Source organism: Kaistia sp. MMO-174 (assembly GCF_037147815.1).
Taxonomy (GTDB): Bacteria; Pseudomonadota; Alphaproteobacteria; order Rhizobiales; family Kaistiaceae; genus Kaistia; species Kaistia nematophila.
In genome coordinates this window covers 464,823-479,926 of sequence record NZ_JBBCUO010000003.1, presented here as the reverse complement: position 1 = coordinate 479,926, position 15,104 = coordinate 464,823, and the positions used below count along the sequence as shown (strand labels likewise).

13 protein-coding genes and 1 tRNA gene are annotated in these 15,104 nt (G+C 67.6%); 2 read left to right on the top strand and 12 right to left on the bottom strand.

Annotation, left to right across the window (positions count from 1 at the left end):
- Nucleotides 1-66: 66 nt before the first annotated feature.
- From WFK98_RS14215 to WFK98_RS14175, 9 genes are all read right to left on the bottom strand, one after another.
- Nucleotides 67-990 (bottom strand): ABC transporter substrate-binding protein, encoded by a 924-nt coding sequence (locus WFK98_RS14215; protein WP_336800691.1) that lies wholly within the window; start codon nucleotides 988-990, stop codon nucleotides 67-69.
- 99 nt (nucleotides 991-1,089) lie between these two features.
- The gene (locus WFK98_RS14210; protein ID WP_336800690.1) at nucleotides 1,090-2,097 is read right to left on the bottom strand and encodes an amidohydrolase family protein; all 1,008 of its coding nucleotides are present in this window, start codon (nucleotides 2,095-2,097) and stop codon (nucleotides 1,090-1,092) included.
- Nucleotides 2,098-2,117: 20 nt separating this feature from the next.
- A complete protein-coding gene (locus tag WFK98_RS14205; protein WP_336800689.1) occupies nucleotides 2,118-3,323 on the bottom strand; it encodes an acyl-CoA dehydrogenase family protein in 1,206 nt (401 codons plus the stop codon).
- Nucleotides 3,320-4,690 carry an LLM class flavin-dependent oxidoreductase gene (locus WFK98_RS14200; protein WP_336800688.1) on the bottom strand — a complete coding sequence of 457 codons (1,371 nt, stop codon included), beginning with the start codon at nucleotides 4,688-4,690 and terminating at the stop codon, nucleotides 3,320-3,322. The genes WFK98_RS14205 and WFK98_RS14200 overlap by 4 nt, the downstream gene beginning before the upstream one ends.
- Complete coding sequence (locus WFK98_RS14195) at nucleotides 4,687-5,691, bottom strand: hypothetical protein (protein ID WP_336800687.1); 1,005 nt, start codon at nucleotides 5,689-5,691, stop codon at nucleotides 4,687-4,689. Before WFK98_RS14195 ends, WFK98_RS14200 begins: the two co-directional genes overlap by 4 nt.
- Nucleotides 5,688-7,391, bottom strand: coding sequence for an ABC transporter ATP-binding protein (locus WFK98_RS14190; protein WP_336800686.1), 1,704 nt, complete (start codon nucleotides 7,389-7,391; stop codon nucleotides 5,688-5,690). The genes WFK98_RS14195 and WFK98_RS14190 overlap by 4 nt, the downstream gene beginning before the upstream one ends.
- Nucleotides 7,388-8,305, bottom strand: coding sequence for an ABC transporter permease (locus WFK98_RS14185; RefSeq protein ID WP_336800685.1), 918 nt, complete (start codon nucleotides 8,303-8,305; stop codon nucleotides 7,388-7,390). The genes WFK98_RS14190 and WFK98_RS14185 overlap by 4 nt, the downstream gene beginning before the upstream one ends.
- A complete protein-coding gene (locus WFK98_RS14180) occupies nucleotides 8,302-9,270 on the bottom strand; it encodes an ABC transporter permease (protein WP_336800684.1) in 969 nt (322 codons plus the stop codon). Before WFK98_RS14180 ends, WFK98_RS14185 begins: the two co-directional genes overlap by 4 nt.
- A 68-nt stretch (nucleotides 9,271-9,338) precedes the next feature.
- Nucleotides 9,339-10,952 (bottom strand): ABC transporter substrate-binding protein, encoded by a 1,614-nt coding sequence (locus tag WFK98_RS14175; protein WP_336800683.1) that lies wholly within the window; start codon nucleotides 10,950-10,952, stop codon nucleotides 9,339-9,341.
- A gap of 372 nt (nucleotides 10,953-11,324) precedes the next feature.
- On the opposite strand from WFK98_RS14175, the gene WFK98_RS14170 reads away from it, so the two are divergent.
- Together WFK98_RS14170 and WFK98_RS14165 are read left to right on the top strand one after the other, a co-directional pair.
- Nucleotides 11,325-11,400, top strand: a tRNA-Ile gene (locus WFK98_RS14170).
- Nucleotides 11,401-11,577: 177 nt separating this feature from the next.
- The gene (locus tag WFK98_RS14165; protein WP_336800682.1) at nucleotides 11,578-11,850 is read left to right on the top strand and encodes a hypothetical protein; all 273 of its coding nucleotides are present in this window, start codon (nucleotides 11,578-11,580) and stop codon (nucleotides 11,848-11,850) included.
- Between the two features lie 107 nt (nucleotides 11,851-11,957).
- Here WFK98_RS14165 and WFK98_RS14160 read toward each other — a convergent pair whose 3' ends face one another.
- From WFK98_RS14160 to WFK98_RS14150, 3 genes are all read right to left on the bottom strand, one after another.
- On the bottom strand, nucleotides 11,958-12,146 hold the full coding sequence (locus WFK98_RS14160) for a hypothetical protein (RefSeq protein ID WP_266338531.1): 189 nt from the start codon (nucleotides 12,144-12,146) through the stop codon (nucleotides 11,958-11,960).
- A gap of 328 nt (nucleotides 12,147-12,474) precedes the next feature.
- Nucleotides 12,475-14,001, bottom strand: a complete 1,527-nt coding sequence (gene glpD / locus WFK98_RS14155) for a glycerol-3-phosphate dehydrogenase (RefSeq protein WP_336800792.1) — start codon at nucleotides 13,999-14,001, stop codon at nucleotides 12,475-12,477.
- A 247-nt stretch (nucleotides 14,002-14,248) separates the two neighbouring features.
- Nucleotides 14,249-15,031, bottom strand: coding sequence for a DeoR/GlpR family DNA-binding transcription regulator (locus WFK98_RS14150; protein ID WP_266338530.1), 783 nt, complete (start codon nucleotides 15,029-15,031; stop codon nucleotides 14,249-14,251).
- Nucleotides 15,032-15,104 lie beyond the last annotated feature (73 nt).

Genomic DNA, 15,104 nt, shown 5'->3' with positions numbered 1-15,104 from the left:
AGCGTCGCGGCTTCCTGCCGATCGGCGACCGAACCGCCGAAGCGGATTCATTCGCGCCGGCAACCGTCAGGCGATGGCGCGCAGGGCGGGGGCCGGAGTTGGCGCTGGCTGGTAGCGAAGATCGACCACCTCGTCGACGCTCAGCCGGCGTTCGGTGGAGCCGATCCGATACTGCAGGTCGAGCGCACGCTCGAGACCCGGGCCGTCGATCTGCCCGTCGAAATGCAGGTAAGGCAGCTCATAGCCGATCGATCGCGCCTCGATCTCGTCGCTGACGTCGAACAGCCGGGCGACGAAAGCCCGCCATTCGTCGGGGTTATCGCGCACATAGTGGCCGGTGCGCCGCACGATCTCGAGTACGTCGCGGAGCAGTTCGGGCTCGCGAGCGATGAAAGCCTCGCTGGCGATCTGGATGCTCCACTGGATCGAAGGCACATCCGCGAGCGTCTGCGGTCCGCCCCAGTTCCGGACGATTCCCTGCTGTTCGCCGAGGGCGACATAGGTTCCGCCCGCCAGCAGCGCGACGATCTCGCCGGCGGCAATGAGGTCGAGCTGGCGATCGAACTCCGCGCCGAGATGGCGGAAGGTGACGTCCCTGTCCGGATCGACGCCGTGCTGGGCGAGGATGTCGCGCAGATACCAGTAGCCGCAGCTGCCCTTGGAAAGCGCCGCGACGGTCTTGCCTCGAAAGTCAGGCCAGTCGCGGATTTCCGGATGGGCGATGAGGAAGAAGGCGAGTCCGCGATCGAGGGCGCTGCCGACGATCCGGATCCTTCTGCCTTGGCCGATCGCCGTCAGGCCGGGCGGTGTGCCGACCTCGCCGACGTCCACCTCGCCGCGCTCGACGGCGGCCGACATTTCCGGGCCGCCATAGACATTCTCGATGGTGAGGGTGATGCCTTCGCGGGCGAAGAAGCCGGCCTCGGCGCCAAAACGGGCGAGGACCGCGGCGTGCTTCGTGACGGCGCCATATCGGAACGATCGGGTCATGCCTGTTACCTCTGCGAATGGGGAAGCGGCGGGCGCGCTGGCAATTCGCGCAGCCGCTCGAGCGGCGAACGGAGACTGCCGGCGGAGTCGAGAGACGCGTCAGCCATCTGAAGTCAGCTCTCGCTCGCGCCTGGCGACGTCCGCCCGTCTTGCGAGAATTCGCTGGGCATTGCCGGAGGCGATCTTCCGGCGGTCGGCGCCAGCAACGCCGGCGGCCTCGAAGACGGCCGAGAGCCTGGCGTGCGTCACAGGCTCGCAGATCGGCCAGTCGCTGCCGACCAGCACGCGATCGACGCCGAGCACGGAAACGGCGAAGGCGAGGACGGCCGGATCGAGCCCCATGAAATCGAAATGGATGCGTGGTCGTGCGATGCCCCGTTCGCGCGCCGTCAGGCTGTACTGGGGCAGTTCGGCTGCCGCGATCACCAGCGCGCCCAGCCCGATGCCGGTGAAGACGAGGTCGAGATCCGGGTATTGCTCGACGATGCCGTTCTCCAGCACGGTGAGGAACGCCGTGCCGTTGACATGGCCGCGACCGAACGAATTGCCGGGCCGGCCGGCCGAGCGCGTCAATGCTTCCGTCGTTTCGGCGGCGACCGGGTGGACGAGGATCGGCACACCGAGCCGGTCCGCCGCCTCGAAGACCGGCCGCGTCGAGGGATGTCCCGCATAGACGCCGTTGCGGGCGGAATCGATGACGATGCCGACATGGCCGAGTTCGCGGATGGCGCGCTCTGCCTCAAGGGCAGCGGCCTCGCCGGAAAAGGCATCGACGGCGGCCAGGGCCGCGAGCCGGCCGGGATGCGCCGCCGCCAGCTCGGCCAGATAGTCGTTGTGCCGGCGGACCTCGTCATGATCGACCGGGCCGCGAATGCCGCTGATGCCCTCGATCGTCGAACTGAGCAGATTGAGCGCCACGCCGGCCTCGGCGCTCTCGCGCAGGAGGGCTTCTGGCGCGGTCAGCTTCGACACCCACGCCGCCTGCCAGGCGGCGTCCCGGGTGTTGGTGGCGATGGGCCGCGGCGCGCGCCACCATGGTGGCCGGATGTGGACGTGGAAGTCGATGACGGTCAGCGGGCCGTTGGACGCGTCTTGGGTCACGATCATTCCTTCATCATCGGGGTAGTTCAGACGGCAACACGGGCGAGGCCGGCGAGCGAGGCCAGGTCGGGCGAGAGGGCGCCGTTCAGCGCGAAATCGCCGACATAGGATTGGCGCCACCGCACAGGGTCATGCAGCGAATGGGTCCGAGAATTGCGCCACAGGCGATCGAGCCTGCGTCGTTCGGGATCGCCGGCCCGGGCCCTGAAATGCGCGATTTCCGCGGTGAGGGCAGGGGAGAGTTCATAGGCGATGCTCTTGGCCTCGTCGGTCGCGATGAAGGCTTCGACGGCCGCTTCGACCGTCGCCTGCGGGCTGGAAAGCACGCCGTCCACCAGGCGCGCGGCCCGGAGCGTCAACGTCCGCGCCGCGCGGGTCCGCACGGAAAATTCGCCGAGGCGGGCGAGATCGCTTTCCCGGCGGGTTGCGGCGCGCGACAGGATGCGGGCGGCTGTTTCGATCGCGCCTGCCGCGGCGCCTGCCTCGATCGCTGCGTGGATGAGCTGGTTGCCGGCGAACTGCGCGACGAGCAGGGCACGATCGCCCACCGACCGGTCCACAACCTGCGAGGATGGCACCCAGACATTGTCGAGGATGGTCGTGCCGCTGAAGGTGCCCCGCTGGCCGAAGGCATCCCAGTCGGCCCGGACGTCGAGTCCCGGCGTATCGCGGCGCACGTAGGCGGTCAGGATGCGGCCGTCCGCATGCTTGCCGAAGACGGGCACCCATTGCGCCGTCAAGGCACCGGTCGAGAAGAACTTCCTGCCGTTCAGCCGATACCCTTCGCCGTCCTCGACGATGGTCGTGGCGATCTCGCGGCGCGACGGGCGGCCGGGCTCGGCGATGGCATTGCCGAAGCGGGCGCCGCGCAGCACTTCGCCATAGAGGAGGGCGCGCGTCTCCGGCGCGGCGACCAGCAGCGTGTCGACGAAGTCGAAATGGTTCTGCGGCACCTGCGCCAGCGACGTGTCGGTCGCGGCGAGGATCAGGAAGATCTCGATCAGCGTCTCCGTCGTGAGGCCAGGTCCGCCGAATTCGCGCGGCACCGTGACTGCGAGCAGCCCGGAGCGCGACAGCGCCGCGAGCTCGGCGCGCGGAATCCGACGCTCGGCATCGACGCTTGCGGCAGTCTGGGACCAGATCCGCGCGAGCTCGCGGGCAGCGGTGATCGCCTCGGCGGCGGTGGTCAGAATGCGGGCCGGGGCAATCGCGGTTGGCGTCGGCGCGGTCACAGTGCGACCTCCCAATGCTGCTTGGCTTCGGCTTCGGATGGCGCTTTCTGTTGCGCGAAGCGGCTTGGCGGACGCGGTAGCCCGTAGTGATCGCGCAGCGTGGTTCCCTCATACTCGCGCCGGAACAGCCCGCGCTTCTGAAGTTCCGGCACCACATGCTCGACGAAGGCGGCCAGGCCGGACGGGAAGACATCGCACATGATGTTGAAGCCGTCGGCTGCGCGCTCCTGCACCCAGTGTTCGATGGTGTCGGCGATCTGCTCGGGCCCGCCGACGACCAGGCGATGGGCCCCGCCGCCGCGAGCGATGATGTCGCGCACCGTCAGCGAACGGTTGCGGGCAAGCGACAGCGTCGCCTCGACGAAGCCGCGTGTCCCCATGTAGTCGTTGATCTTTTCCAGCAGGTGCTCCGGCACCGGCCTGTCGAGGTCCAGTTGCGCGGGATCGAGCCCGAGCTGGCCGGCGAAGCGTCTCAGGACTGTCGCCTCGCCCGCGATCTCGTCGAGCTGCTTGCGTCGGCTGTGGGCCTCTTCCTCGGTCGAGCCGACGATGACGAACAGGCCCGGAAGGATGGCGATCTTGTCGGGATCGCGTCCGTAGCGGGCGGCGCGGCCCTTGACGTCGGCATAGTAGGCCTTCGCCTCGCCGAGATCCTGCTGCACGGAGAAGATCGCTTCCGCATAGCGGGCGGCGAGATCGCGCCCCTGCTCCGAGCTGCCGGCCTGAACCAGCAGTGGTCGTCCCTGCGGCGAGCGGGGGATCTGCAAGGGACCGGCGACGGAGAAGTGCGGACCCTGGTGGTTGATCGCGTGGATCTTGGCGGCGTCGGCGAAGCGGCCGGCTTCGCGGTCGAGTACCAGCGCGTCGTCCTCCCAGCTGTCCCACAGCGATTGCACGACATCGACGAATTCGACCGCCCGTCCGTAGCGATCCGCGTGCACGGGCAGGTTCTTGTCGCCGAAATTGGGAGCGGCCCGTTCGTCATAGGTGGTGACGACGTTCCAGCCGACCCGGCCATGGCTGGCGTGGTCCAGCGACGCGAAGGTGCGGGCGATGTTGTAGGGGTGCGAATAGGTGGTCGAGGCGCTGGCGATGAAGCCGATCCGGCTTGTCACCGCCGCCATGCCGGCCACGATCACCGCCGGGTCCAGCGCCCAGCTCGGATTCGTGCGCGGATCGAAGGCGATGGCGAGGGCGTCCGCCAGGAAGACCGCGTCGAGCCGGCCGCGCTCGGCGATGCGCGCGATCTCCTGGTAATGCTCGATCTGGACATAGCCGAGCGGATTGCCATCGGCCGCGCGCCAGCTGGCGCCATGCGAGCCGGAACTCAGCACGTTGACGTTTAGGTGAATGGACCGCGCGCTCATGCGAAAGGCTCCTCGAGGCTGGGATGGGCGAGGCGCCGGCCGATGCTTTCAAGGGGCCAGTGCGGCGGGTGGGCGACCGCGTGGGCGGTAAAGTCGCGCCAGTAGAGGTCGAAGCCGTAGCGGCTGCTCGTGGCGCCGGCGCCGAGAAGCTCGATCGTTCCGCCGATCAGGGTCCGACCGGCGAGAAGCAGGTAGGCCCGCGCGGCGCTGACGGCGTCGATCGTGCCGGGCAGCGCCGGGATGCTCGTTACGGCGTCGACGGCCTCCTTGAACAGGCCCTGTGCCGCGTGGACCGTCGCGGTGTATTCGCCGTAGCGGCGCAGCAGGTGCGGGTCGTCGGTGGCCTTGGCGAGCGACTGACCCTGCCAGGGACGGGTGCGGGTGGTGATATGTGCGCGCGCGGCGTCCCAGAAGCCTTCGAGAATGCCAAGGTCGAGCGCCGCATGAAGCAACTCTTCGGCCAGCACGATCCTCCGCAAGGCCGGTTGCAGCGTCGCGGCAGGGAATATCGAGATCGGCGCGAAGAACTGTGGCTCGGCGAGCTCGATCCAGCGCTGACGGAAGCCAGGCCGGTCGAAGATGGCTTCGTCGACGCGGAGATGCGGACCGGCGTCGAGCCGAAGCAGGTAGCCATCGCCGCCCTTGTCCGGGGCAATCAGCAGGATCGCGCCCTCGGCCGATCCGATTGCAGCGACGGGCTGGCGGCCGGAGAGTTTTTTGCCAGGTGGCTCGACGGCCAGGGGCCGCTCGTCCTGGGCGGGGTCGCCAGACGGGTTCGGCCGCGACCAGCCTGCGAGAGAACCCTCCGGTGGCGTCGCATCGAGAAGCTTGAGCGCGTATCGGAGCGTCGTTCGGTTCAGGAGCGTGAGCGCCGCCGCCGGATCGCGCCGTGCCGTCTCCCGGACGGCAGCCGCGGTTGCCCCCGGCTCGAACTCCGCGGCAAAGGGTTCGCCAACGACCGGCGGCGGATCGATGACCGCGGACGAGAGTTCGGCTGTCATGAGGCGTTCCTTGAGAGATTTCCGGGAATGGAAGCGAGCAGGAGCCGCGTGTAGTCGTGCTCCGGCGCTTCGAAGACGGCATCGGCCGGCCCCACCTCGACGATCCGGCCGTCCTTCATGACGGCGACGCGATCGGCGATCTGCCGTACCACGGCGAGGTCGTGCGAGATGAACAGGTAGCTGAGGCCGTGCGTAGCCTGCAGCCTTTCGAGGAGTTCGAGGATCTGCGCCTGGATCGAGACATCGAGCGCGGAGACGGGCTCGTCGCATACCAGCAGCGCCGGTGCCGGCGCGAGCGCTCGCGCGATCGCCACGCGCTGGCGCTGGCCGCCCGACAACTCAGCCGGGTAACGATGCAGCAACGGGGATGCGAGGCCGACCTGATCGACCAGTTCCCAGACGCGGCGCCGTCGCCACGCCCGATCGCCGAGCCGGAAGCCCTGCAAGGGCTCCTCGACGATCTCCGCCACCGTCAGGCGCGGGGAGAGCGAGGCGTATGGATTCTGGTAGATCGGCTGCACCAGGCGCCGCATGCCGCGCAGCCCCTTGCGATCGAAGCTGCCGATATCATTGCCTTCGAAGAGGACGCTGCCGCTATCCGGCCGGGTCAGGCCTAGCGCGAGCCGCGCCGCCGTCGACTTGCCGGAACCGGATTCGCCAACCAGCGCCAGCGTCTCGCCGCGTCCGATATGGAGGCTGACCTCGGCGACGGCCTGGACGACATGACCTTCGCTGCGGCCCGTCGCCACCGTGAAGCTGCGCGAGACGTTGCGGAGCGCCAGGATCGGCTCCGTCGCCGTCGCGGCGGACGCATCTCCGGCTGCGGCGGAAGATCTGCGGCGCCCCGCCGCGACGTTGGGAGCGCTGGCGATCAGCATCCTCGTATAGTCGGCCTTGGGCGCGCGCAGCACATCGGCTGCGTTGCCTTCCTCGACGATGCGTCCTTCCTTCAGCACGATCACGCGGTCGGCCCGATCGGCTGCCATGGCGAGGTCGTGCGTGATCAGCAACATCGCCATGCCGGACGAGGCGACGAGGGCGCCGATGTCGTCGAGGATCGTCTTCTGGACGGTCACGTCGAGAGCGGTCGTCGGCTCGTCGGCGATGATCAGGCCGGGTTGCGGGCCGATCGCCCCGGCGATCAGAACGCGTTGCCGCATGCCGCCGGATAGCTCGTGCGGGAACTGATGCGCCCGGATCTCCGGGTCCGCGATGCGTACCCTGTGGAGCAGGGCGACGACGGCTTCGTCGAGCGCTCCGGATGCGACCAGCTTGTGGATCCGAAGCGGCTCCGCCACCTGCCGTCCCACCCGGTGAAGTGGGTTCAGCGCCACCATCGGATCCTGCGGGATCCATCCGACCTCGAGGCCGCGAATCCGGTTGAGCTCCCTTTCGCCGAGCGCGAGGAGTTCGCGCCCTGCGAGCTCGATCGAGCCGCCGACGATACGGGCTGCCTCCGGCAGCATGCCCATGGCCGCCAGGGCGATCGTGCTCTTGCCGGAACCGGACTCGCCGACCAGCGCGACGACCTCGCCCTGCCTGACGTCGAGGCTGGCGCCGCGCAACGCGGCGAAGCGGCGGCCGCGAGCGGCGTATTCGACCGCGAGGTCGCGGATCCGCAGCAGCGGGCCGCCGTCGGTGTCCGGTTGCGACGGCGGAGCATCAGCCGCTGCGGCGCGCTGGAATGGTGCGGGCGTCATGACGCGCTCATCTCGCGGCCGGAGAGCGACTGCGCCACGCGGTTGGCGGCAAGTACTGTGGCGAGAATGACGAGCCCTGGCATGGTGGTGAGCCACCATGCGGCGGTCATGTAGTCCCTGCCGCCTGCTACCAGCAGGCCCCATTCGGGCGTGGGTGGCGGAGGGCCGAAGCCGAGGAAGGACAGCGCCGACACGCTCAGGATGGCCCAGCCCAGTTCCAGGGTCGCGAGGACGACGACAGGGCCTAGCGCATTTGGGATGATGTGTCGGCGCAGCACGGTGAGACGGCTAGTTCCGGCGAACAGCGTCGCTTCCACGAAGGCGCCGGACCGGATCTTCAGCACCTGCGACCGCGTCACGCGGGCGAAGCCGGCGACGCTGCCGATGCCGACGGCAATCGCGATGTTGACCATGCCGAAGCCGAGCGCATTGATGATTGCAAGCGAGATCAACAGCATCGGTACGGACAGGAGCACGTCCATCAGCCGCATCAGGATGTCGTCGACCCAACGCCCGACATAGCCGGCCGCGAGCCCGATGCCGCATCCGACCAACATGCCGATGCCGACGGCCAGCACGACCGCCTTCAGGGACTGACGGGTGCCGTAGACGACGCGCGTGAACAGATCGCGGCCCATCTGGTCGGTGCCGAACCAGTGTTCCGCGCTGGGCGGCTTCAGCCGTGCGCCGCCCTGGCCGCGAATCGGGTTGTAGGAGGTGAGGAGTTCTGGAAACAGCGCAGCGAGCGCGATGACGGCGAGGACGATGACGGCGAGCGACAGCCCCGGTTGCCGGAGGGCGGCCCGCGCGAGGCGGCTGGCGAGGTCCCCGGCGGCCCTGACGGCGGCTGGTCCGCGCGATGGCCGGTCGGCGAGATCGCCGTCGCGTGGCTCGGTGACGCCGATGCTGCTCATGAGCGGCCTCCCGCGCCTGCCGTGCGTCGCACGCCGATTTCGATGCGCGGATCGATCAGCGGATAAAGGATGTCGACGATGAGATTGACCGTGACGAAGACCGAGGCGGCGAAGAGGACCGCGACCAGCACGATAGGCGTATCCTGGAAGAGGACCGCCTTGACCGTCAGCAGGCCGATCCCCGAGCGGGAGAACACGGTCTCGACAACGACCGAGCCGGCGATGAGCTGGCCGCTCGCCATGCCAAGGGCGGTGACGACCGGGATGACCGAGTTCCGGAACGCATGTCCAAAGATGAGCCGGGCCCGGCTCGCGCCGCGTCCCTGCGCGGTCGCGACATAGGCGGGGCCCAGCGCCGACCGCAGGCCGCGCGACAGGATCTGCGCGATCAGCGCGGTGGTCGGAATGGCGAGGACGAAGGCCGGCAGGATGAGATTGGCCAGGCCTTCATTGCCCATGCCGGGCAGCAGTCTCAGCTTGAACGAGAAGATCTGCAGCAGGACGAGGCCGATCCAGAAGGAGGGCATCGAAACCCCGATCACCGGAAGCGCCTGCAGTGCATGGCGAAGCTTTTGGGAGCGGACATAGGCCGTCAACAGCGACAGGCCGGTGCCGAGCAGGAGCGCGAAGACGAGTGCCAGCGCCGCGAGCTTTAGCGTTTCGGGCACGGCTTGCGCGAACATCGGCAGCGCGCCTTGCCCCGTCTGCACCGAGACGCCGAAATCTCCATGCAGCGCCGCTGCGAGGGCGCGCAGATATTGAACCAGGACCGATCGGTCCAGTCCCATCTCGGCGCGCATCCTTTCCAGCGCCTCGGCCGAGAACCCGCTGCCGCCTGCGCCCAGGTTCATCTTGCTGAGCGCCGCATCGCCGGGAAGCACGTAGAGAAGAAGGAATGCCGCGGTGAAGGTCGCCCAGAGGACGCCCAAGGCATGAAGCGCTCGTTTCAGAACGAAGCTTCCCATCGTTTCGGTATCCGCATTGCAGGAAAAGAAGGCGGGCGGGACAAAGGCTCCCGCCCGTCATGCGCGCGTCAGTTGGAGGCGGCCGTATCGACGGTCGCGTCATAGAGGATCTGGCTGGTCGAACCGGCGCCCGGACCGCCCCAGTCGACGCCCTTCACCTTGCCGTTCTCGGACCAGAGTTCCTGGGTGAAGAACACCGGAACGGCGAAGGCCTGTTCCAGGATCGTCTTCTGCACGGCGTCGGTCAGCTTCCTGCGCTCGGACTGATCCTTGGTCGCGCGCTGTGCCTCGAGCGGCGCGTCGATCGCGTTCTCGGCCGGCAGGCGGAAGCGGTTCAAGGCCTTGGTCGAATAGAGCTGGCGCAGCACGTCCGGGTCGCCCAGTGACCATTCCCAGCGATGCAGGTCGTAGTCGCCGGCCAGCAGCGCTTCGTCATAGGCGCCGCCGGTCAGCGGACGCAGCTTGAGTTCGAAGCCCGCGTCGCGGACCTGCTGCTGCACCACCTCGAGGAAGGCCTGATTGATCGGCGCGGCATAGAACGAGATCGTGATGCTGAGCGGCTTGCCGTCCTTGACGCGGATGCCGTCGCCGCCCGGGACCCATCCGGCTTCGTCGAGCAGCTTCTTCGCGCCGTCGAGGTCAAAGGCGAGGAGTTCGCTCTGGTCGAGATAGCCTGGGGTCTTGCGGGTCAGGACACCCGAAGCGGGGATCTTGTAGCCGGAGAAGGCGAGGTCGACGACCTCCTGGCGATTGATGGCCTTGCTGAAGGCGAGCCGCACCGGCTGGTCGGCGAGGATGCCGCGCGACGTATTGATGAGCAGGTTGACGGCCGTGCCGAGCGACTCGATCTTGCTGAGCGGGAGACCTTCCTGCTCGAGCGTCGCCGCATCGTCATAGCCGGTGGCCTGGATGATATCGACCTGGCCACTGCGGAGCGCGCCGGTGCGGACCGTCGCTTCCGGGATGATGCGATAGACGATGCGGTCGAGATGCGCCTCGCCGCCATGCTTGCGCAGCGCCGACGGCCAGTTGTAGCCGGCGCGCTTCACGAGTTCGGTCTTCTCGTTCAGCTTGACGTCGTCGAGCACGAACGGGCCGGAGCCGACGACGCCTTCATGGCACCGCTGCTCGGGCGTCTTGGCCAGCGTCGCGGGCGAGACGATGCCGAGTTCGCCCGTCGAGGTGGCGGCGAGAAAGGGCACGTTCGGCTGGTCGAAATCGATCCGGATCGTGTGGTCGTCGACGACGTTGATCGCCTTCGCTCCCTTGAAATACGAGGCGCCGGCCGCGCCGGGGATCTTCGAGACCGTATCGAAATTCGCCTTCACCACATTCGCGTCGAGCTTGCTGCCGTCGCTGAAGGTCACATCCTGGCGCAGATGGAACGTGTAGCTCGTCGCGTCATCGCTGATGTCCCAGGACTGGGCCAGCCAGGGCACGATCCTCGACGGGTCTTCGTAGCTCTGGTCCGTCAGGGAATCGACAAGGCCTCGGCCTTCGATCGCGGCGTAGCCGTAGTTGTCCTGCTGCGGATCGATGCACTGCGACTGCTCGGCCAGGCCGATGGTAAGCACGCGCTGTTCCTGGCCGGCAGCCGATGCCAGGGGCGGGAAAGCCAGCAGGGCCGCCAGCGCCACGCCGTAGCGCGCGCCTGCGGGCGTGACAAACAGGACCTTTTTCATTTTGATGTCTCCGGCGAAATCGGCGCGGCCCCGGGGGAGGGGAGCTTCATTGCGGAGAGAATAGAGATAGACGACTATCTCTACAGACTTGATAGACTAAAGAATGCGCCGCGGACGGAAAATGCTCCTGCCTATGGGGATCGCCTGAGGCGGTGGGGCGCTGACGACGGTTTCTTGCCACTATCCGCCGCCTCGCTGTGAAGCCCCGGATCCGATGGGGCCTGGAGGGAGGGCGTTCACGCGGATGCACAGCAAGGTTCCCGGCCGGAGCGGACGCTTTTTCCGCGAGCTTGGTCGTCTCGCACAACCCCTTCGGCTTCGCGCGTCATCCGGGTCGACAAGCCCCTTCAAAGGCGATACGGAAGGCCACGGGGGCCTATAGCTCAATGGTTAGAGCCGACCGCTCATAACGGTCTGGTTCCAGGTTCGAGTCCTGGTGGGCCCACCATGTCCCCTCCGTGCGAGCGCCTTGCCGGCCCGAGGGGCCGATGTGCCGCGGAAGGCACGCTCCCGACCCGTTGCTGACCGGACAATCGCCGCGCGCCGCCATTTCGCCGCGTCCGGGAGCATTGCGGCGGGGGGATCGCAGCGCCATGTCTTCTGAAGGAGAAAGGAGGCCATCATCATGACCAATGAGATGGTGAGACGCGTCGCCATGGCGATCTCCGAAGCCAGTGCCGGAAGTACCGGCGCCGACCCGGCGCTTGACTGGAAGCGGTTCGAGAGGCAGGCGCGCGCGGCGATCGAGGCAATGCGCGAGCCGACCGAGGAGATGATCTTTCGGGGTGGGCTGGTCAAGGACGCTCCCTGGGACGGCAGGAAGCCGGCGCGCATCCTCTCCGCGATGGTGGACGCCGCGCTGCAGGACAAGGCCTGGCAGGCGGAGAACGCCTCCTGACGCCTTTGGCGGGACCGTCTCGCGCGGTTTGCCGTCGTCCGGAACAAAACGCCGTCGGGGCCAGGGCCCGGACGGCGCGCTTTCGAATTGCGGGCCTGCAGCCGGCCTCAGGCCTTGTCGTCGCGCTGCTTCAGGAGCTCGGCGAGTTCCGCCTCGAGTTCGGCGATGCGCTCGCTCAGGCGCTCCTCGACCGCGCCGCCGGTTTCGGCCGCCGCCTGCTCGGTGACGATGCGGATCTCCTCGCGGACGACCGCGATGCGTCCGTTGATCTCGCTGAAGTCTTTCGGGCCGCTCATCTCGGGTCTCCTGGGCTCCGCCGGTCAACGGCGGCGGTCGCTGGAAGTTCAGGCCGCGCAGCACAAATCAACGCCCCGCGAGGCGCCGGGCGTTGCTTGACGATGCTGCCGGACCGGTTGCGGGCTAGACGGCGCCGCTGATGAAGACGGCGGCGATTTCCTGCAGCATGGCGGACGGAACAAGCGTCGGCTTGGTGTAAGTCTTCTTCATGGCAGTTCCCCCATATCATATCCGGCAAGTGTGCCAGCCGATCGCCTCGCGGTCCAGTGGTATTCGCGCCCGGCCGCGTCGTCGTTCCTGCCCCGATCGGACGGTCGGAGTGCGTGCCTACTGCGCCGCGGCCGAAATCCGCTCCGCCAGCGCCGCCTGCACATAGGCGTCGAGCGCGGCGATCTCGGCCGCCGTCATGCGCAGGCCGAGCTTGCTGCGCCGCCAGACGATGTCGGCGGCGCTGCGCGCCCATTCCTGCTCGATCAGGTAGTGCACTTCGGCCTGGGTCAGTCCGGCGCCGAAGGCGCGGCCGAGTTCCGCCTCGTTGCGGGCCGCGCCCAGGATGTCGCGGGTCCGCGTGCCATAGTGGCGGACGAGCCGCTCGATCAGGGAACGGTCGATCGCCGGATAGCGCGCGGCGAGCGCGGCAAGGGTCGCCTCGACGCCATCGACCGGGAAATCGCCGCCGGGGAGCGTGGCCTTCGCCGTCCAGGCCGGTCCGCGTCTGCCGAGAACCGCCTCGACATGCTGAAGCACGTGTTCGGCGAGCCTGCGATAGGTGGTGATCTTGCCGCCGAAGACGTTGATGATCTTGGGCGCCTCGGCCGCGCCATCGACCTTCAGCACATATTCGCGCGTCGCTTCCTGGGCGCTCGAGGCGCCGTCGTCATAAAGCGGCCGCACGCCGGCATAGGACCAGACGATCGCCTCGCGCTTCACCGGCTGCTTGAAATATTCGCTCGCCGCGGCGCAGAGGTAATCGGTCTCCTCGTCCGAGATCGCGATCGCCTGCAGGTCGCCCTTGTAGTCGCGGTCGGTGGTGCCGATCAGCGTGAAATCGCCCTCATAGGGGATGGCGAAGATGATGCGGCCATCGGCGTTCTGGAAGATGTAGCAGCGGTCGTGGTCGAACATCTTCGGCACGACGATGTGGCTCCCCTGCACAAGGCGCACATTGTGGCGGACATGGTGGCCGGCATCGCCGTCCGGCAGTTCGCGCAGCACGCGGTCGACCCAGGGGCCGGCGGCGTTGATCAGCAGGCGGGCTTCGACCTGCCGCGTTTCGTCGCTCAGCCGGTCGTGCAGCGTGATCCGCCAGTGGTCGCCGACGCGTTCGGCGCGCGTCACGCGGGTGCGGGTGGAGACGTCAACGCCGCGATCGGCGGCATCGCGGGCGACCAGCGTCACCAGGCGGGCGTCATCGACCCAGCAATCGGAATATTCGAAGCCGCGGCGATAGTCGCCCTTGAGCGGCCTGCCGGCGGGATCGCGGGTCAGGTCGAGCGTCTTCGTCTTGGGCAGCAGCTTGCGGCCGCCGAGATGGTCATAGAGGAAGAGGCCGAGCCGCAGCAGCCACGCCGGGCGCAGGCCCTTGTGATGCGGCAGCACGAAGCGGAGCGGATGGATGATGTGCGGTGCGCTCGCCCAGAGCACCTCGCGCTCCATCAGCGATTCCCGCACCAGGCGGAACTCGTAGTGCTCGAGATAGCGCAGGCCGCCATGCACGAGCTTGGTCGAGCGCGACGAGGTGCCGCTCGCGAGATCGTCCATCTCGGCGAGGCCGACCGAAAAGCCGCGGCCGACCGCGTCGCGGGCGATGCCGCAACCGTTGATGCCGCCGCCGATGATGAAGATGTCGAGCATGGCCAAGACGCAACGCCTCCCTGTGCAATGCAGGTCGTATGCGCCGGGTGAAACAAAAACGCAACTAAATTCGAAGATTTCGCGCCTATAACCGAAAGCGAGAATTCGGCAGTCGATCTCGGGTATTCGGCTTCAAGTAGCTGGCAAAAATAGGGAATTCGTTTCAGCGCCAGTTTCGTCCGGTGCTGGCATCGTGCGGCGCATGGGCGCGATGCGAAAATCGAATGGGTCGCGGGCGGGCCGAGCCTCAGCCTTGCGCCCCGGCAGCTTCCGGCAGCGCCTCGATCAGCTCGACGTCGTTCTCGGCGCAGAAGACGCGCACTGTCTCGCTCGGGCAGAAATCGGTGATGAAGGTGTGGATCTGCTTCAGGCTGCCGATCCGGACTGGCGCGGTACGGGCGAACTTGGTCGAATCCGACGCCAGGATGACGTGGCGGGTGTTGGCGATGATCGCTTGCGCCACCTTCACCTCGCGGAAATCGAAGTCGAGCAGCGAGCCGTCCTCGTCGATCGCCGAGGTGCCGATGATGGCGTAGTCGACCTTGAACTGGCGGATGAAGTCGATCGCCGCCTCGCCGACGATGCCGCCATCGGCGCTGCGCACGACGCCACCGACGATCACTACCTCGATCTGCGGGTAGGGCCGCATGATGTGGGCGACGTTGATGTTGTTGGTGATCACCATCAGTCCCTGGTGCTGCAGAAGCGCCTGCGCCACGGCTTCGGTGGTGGTGCCGATGTTGATGAACAGCGAGGCATTGTCCGGGATGCGCGCCGCGACGGCCTCTGCGATCGCAGTCTTCTCGCGGGCTGCGATCTGCGAGCGGGCCTCGTAGCCGACATTCTCGATGCCCGAGGCGAGGATGGCGCCGCCATGGGTGCGCGCCATCAGCTTCCTGTCGCAGAGGTCGTTCAGGTCCTTGCGGATCGTCTGCGGCGTCACCGCGAACTGCGCGGCCAGTTCGTCGACGAGAACGCGGCCGCGCTGCTTGGCGATTTCGAGGATGGCGGTCTGGCGCGACGGCAGCATGCGTTCGGCTTTCGAATGTTTCGATTCAGTCGAAAAACGAAACTAGATCATTTCGCGGCTTTCCCGAAGCGGC

What these genes read in the sequence shown, in the direction of transcription:
- WFK98_RS14210 (WP_336800690.1), bottom strand. Translation starts at nt 2,097, where the DNA reads ATGATCGTGACCCAAGACGCGTCCAACGGCCCGCTGACCGTCATCGAC.
- WFK98_RS14185 (WP_336800685.1), bottom strand. Translation starts at nt 8,305, where the DNA reads ATGAGCAGCATCGGCGTCACCGAGCCACGCGACGGCGATCTCGCCGAC.
- WFK98_RS14215 (WP_336800691.1), bottom strand. Translation starts at nt 990, where the DNA reads ATGACCCGATCGTTCCGATATGGCGCCGTCACGAAGCACGCCGCGGTC.
- WFK98_RS14195 (WP_336800687.1), bottom strand. Translation starts at nt 5,691, where the DNA reads ATGACAGCCGAACTCTCGTCCGCGGTCATCGATCCGCCGCCGGTCGTT.
- WFK98_RS14200 (WP_336800688.1), bottom strand. Translation starts at nt 4,690, where the DNA reads ATGAGCGCGCGGTCCATTCACCTAAACGTCAACGTGCTGAGTTCCGGC.
- WFK98_RS14175 (WP_336800683.1), bottom strand. Translation starts at nt 10,952, where the DNA reads ATGAAAAAGGTCCTGTTTGTCACGCCCGCAGGCGCGCGCTACGGCGTG.
- WFK98_RS14190 (WP_336800686.1), bottom strand. Translation starts at nt 7,391, where the DNA reads ATGACGCCCGCACCATTCCAGCGCGCCGCAGCGGCTGATGCTCCGCCG.
- WFK98_RS14180 (WP_336800684.1), bottom strand. Translation starts at nt 9,270, where the DNA reads ATGGGAAGCTTCGTTCTGAAACGAGCGCTTCATGCCTTGGGCGTCCTC.
- WFK98_RS14150 (WP_266338530.1), bottom strand. Translation starts at nt 15,031, where the DNA reads ATGCTGCCGTCGCGCCAGACCGCCATCCTCGAAATCGCCAAGCAGCGC.
- WFK98_RS14160 (WP_266338531.1), bottom strand. Translation starts at nt 12,146, where the DNA reads ATGAGCGGCCCGAAAGACTTCAGCGAGATCAACGGACGCATCGCGGTC.
- WFK98_RS14165 (WP_336800682.1), top strand. Translation starts at nt 11,578, where the DNA reads ATGACCAATGAGATGGTGAGACGCGTCGCCATGGCGATCTCCGAAGCC.
- glpD (WP_336800792.1), bottom strand. Translation starts at nt 14,001, where the DNA reads ATGCTCGACATCTTCATCATCGGCGGCGGCATCAACGGTTGCGGCATC.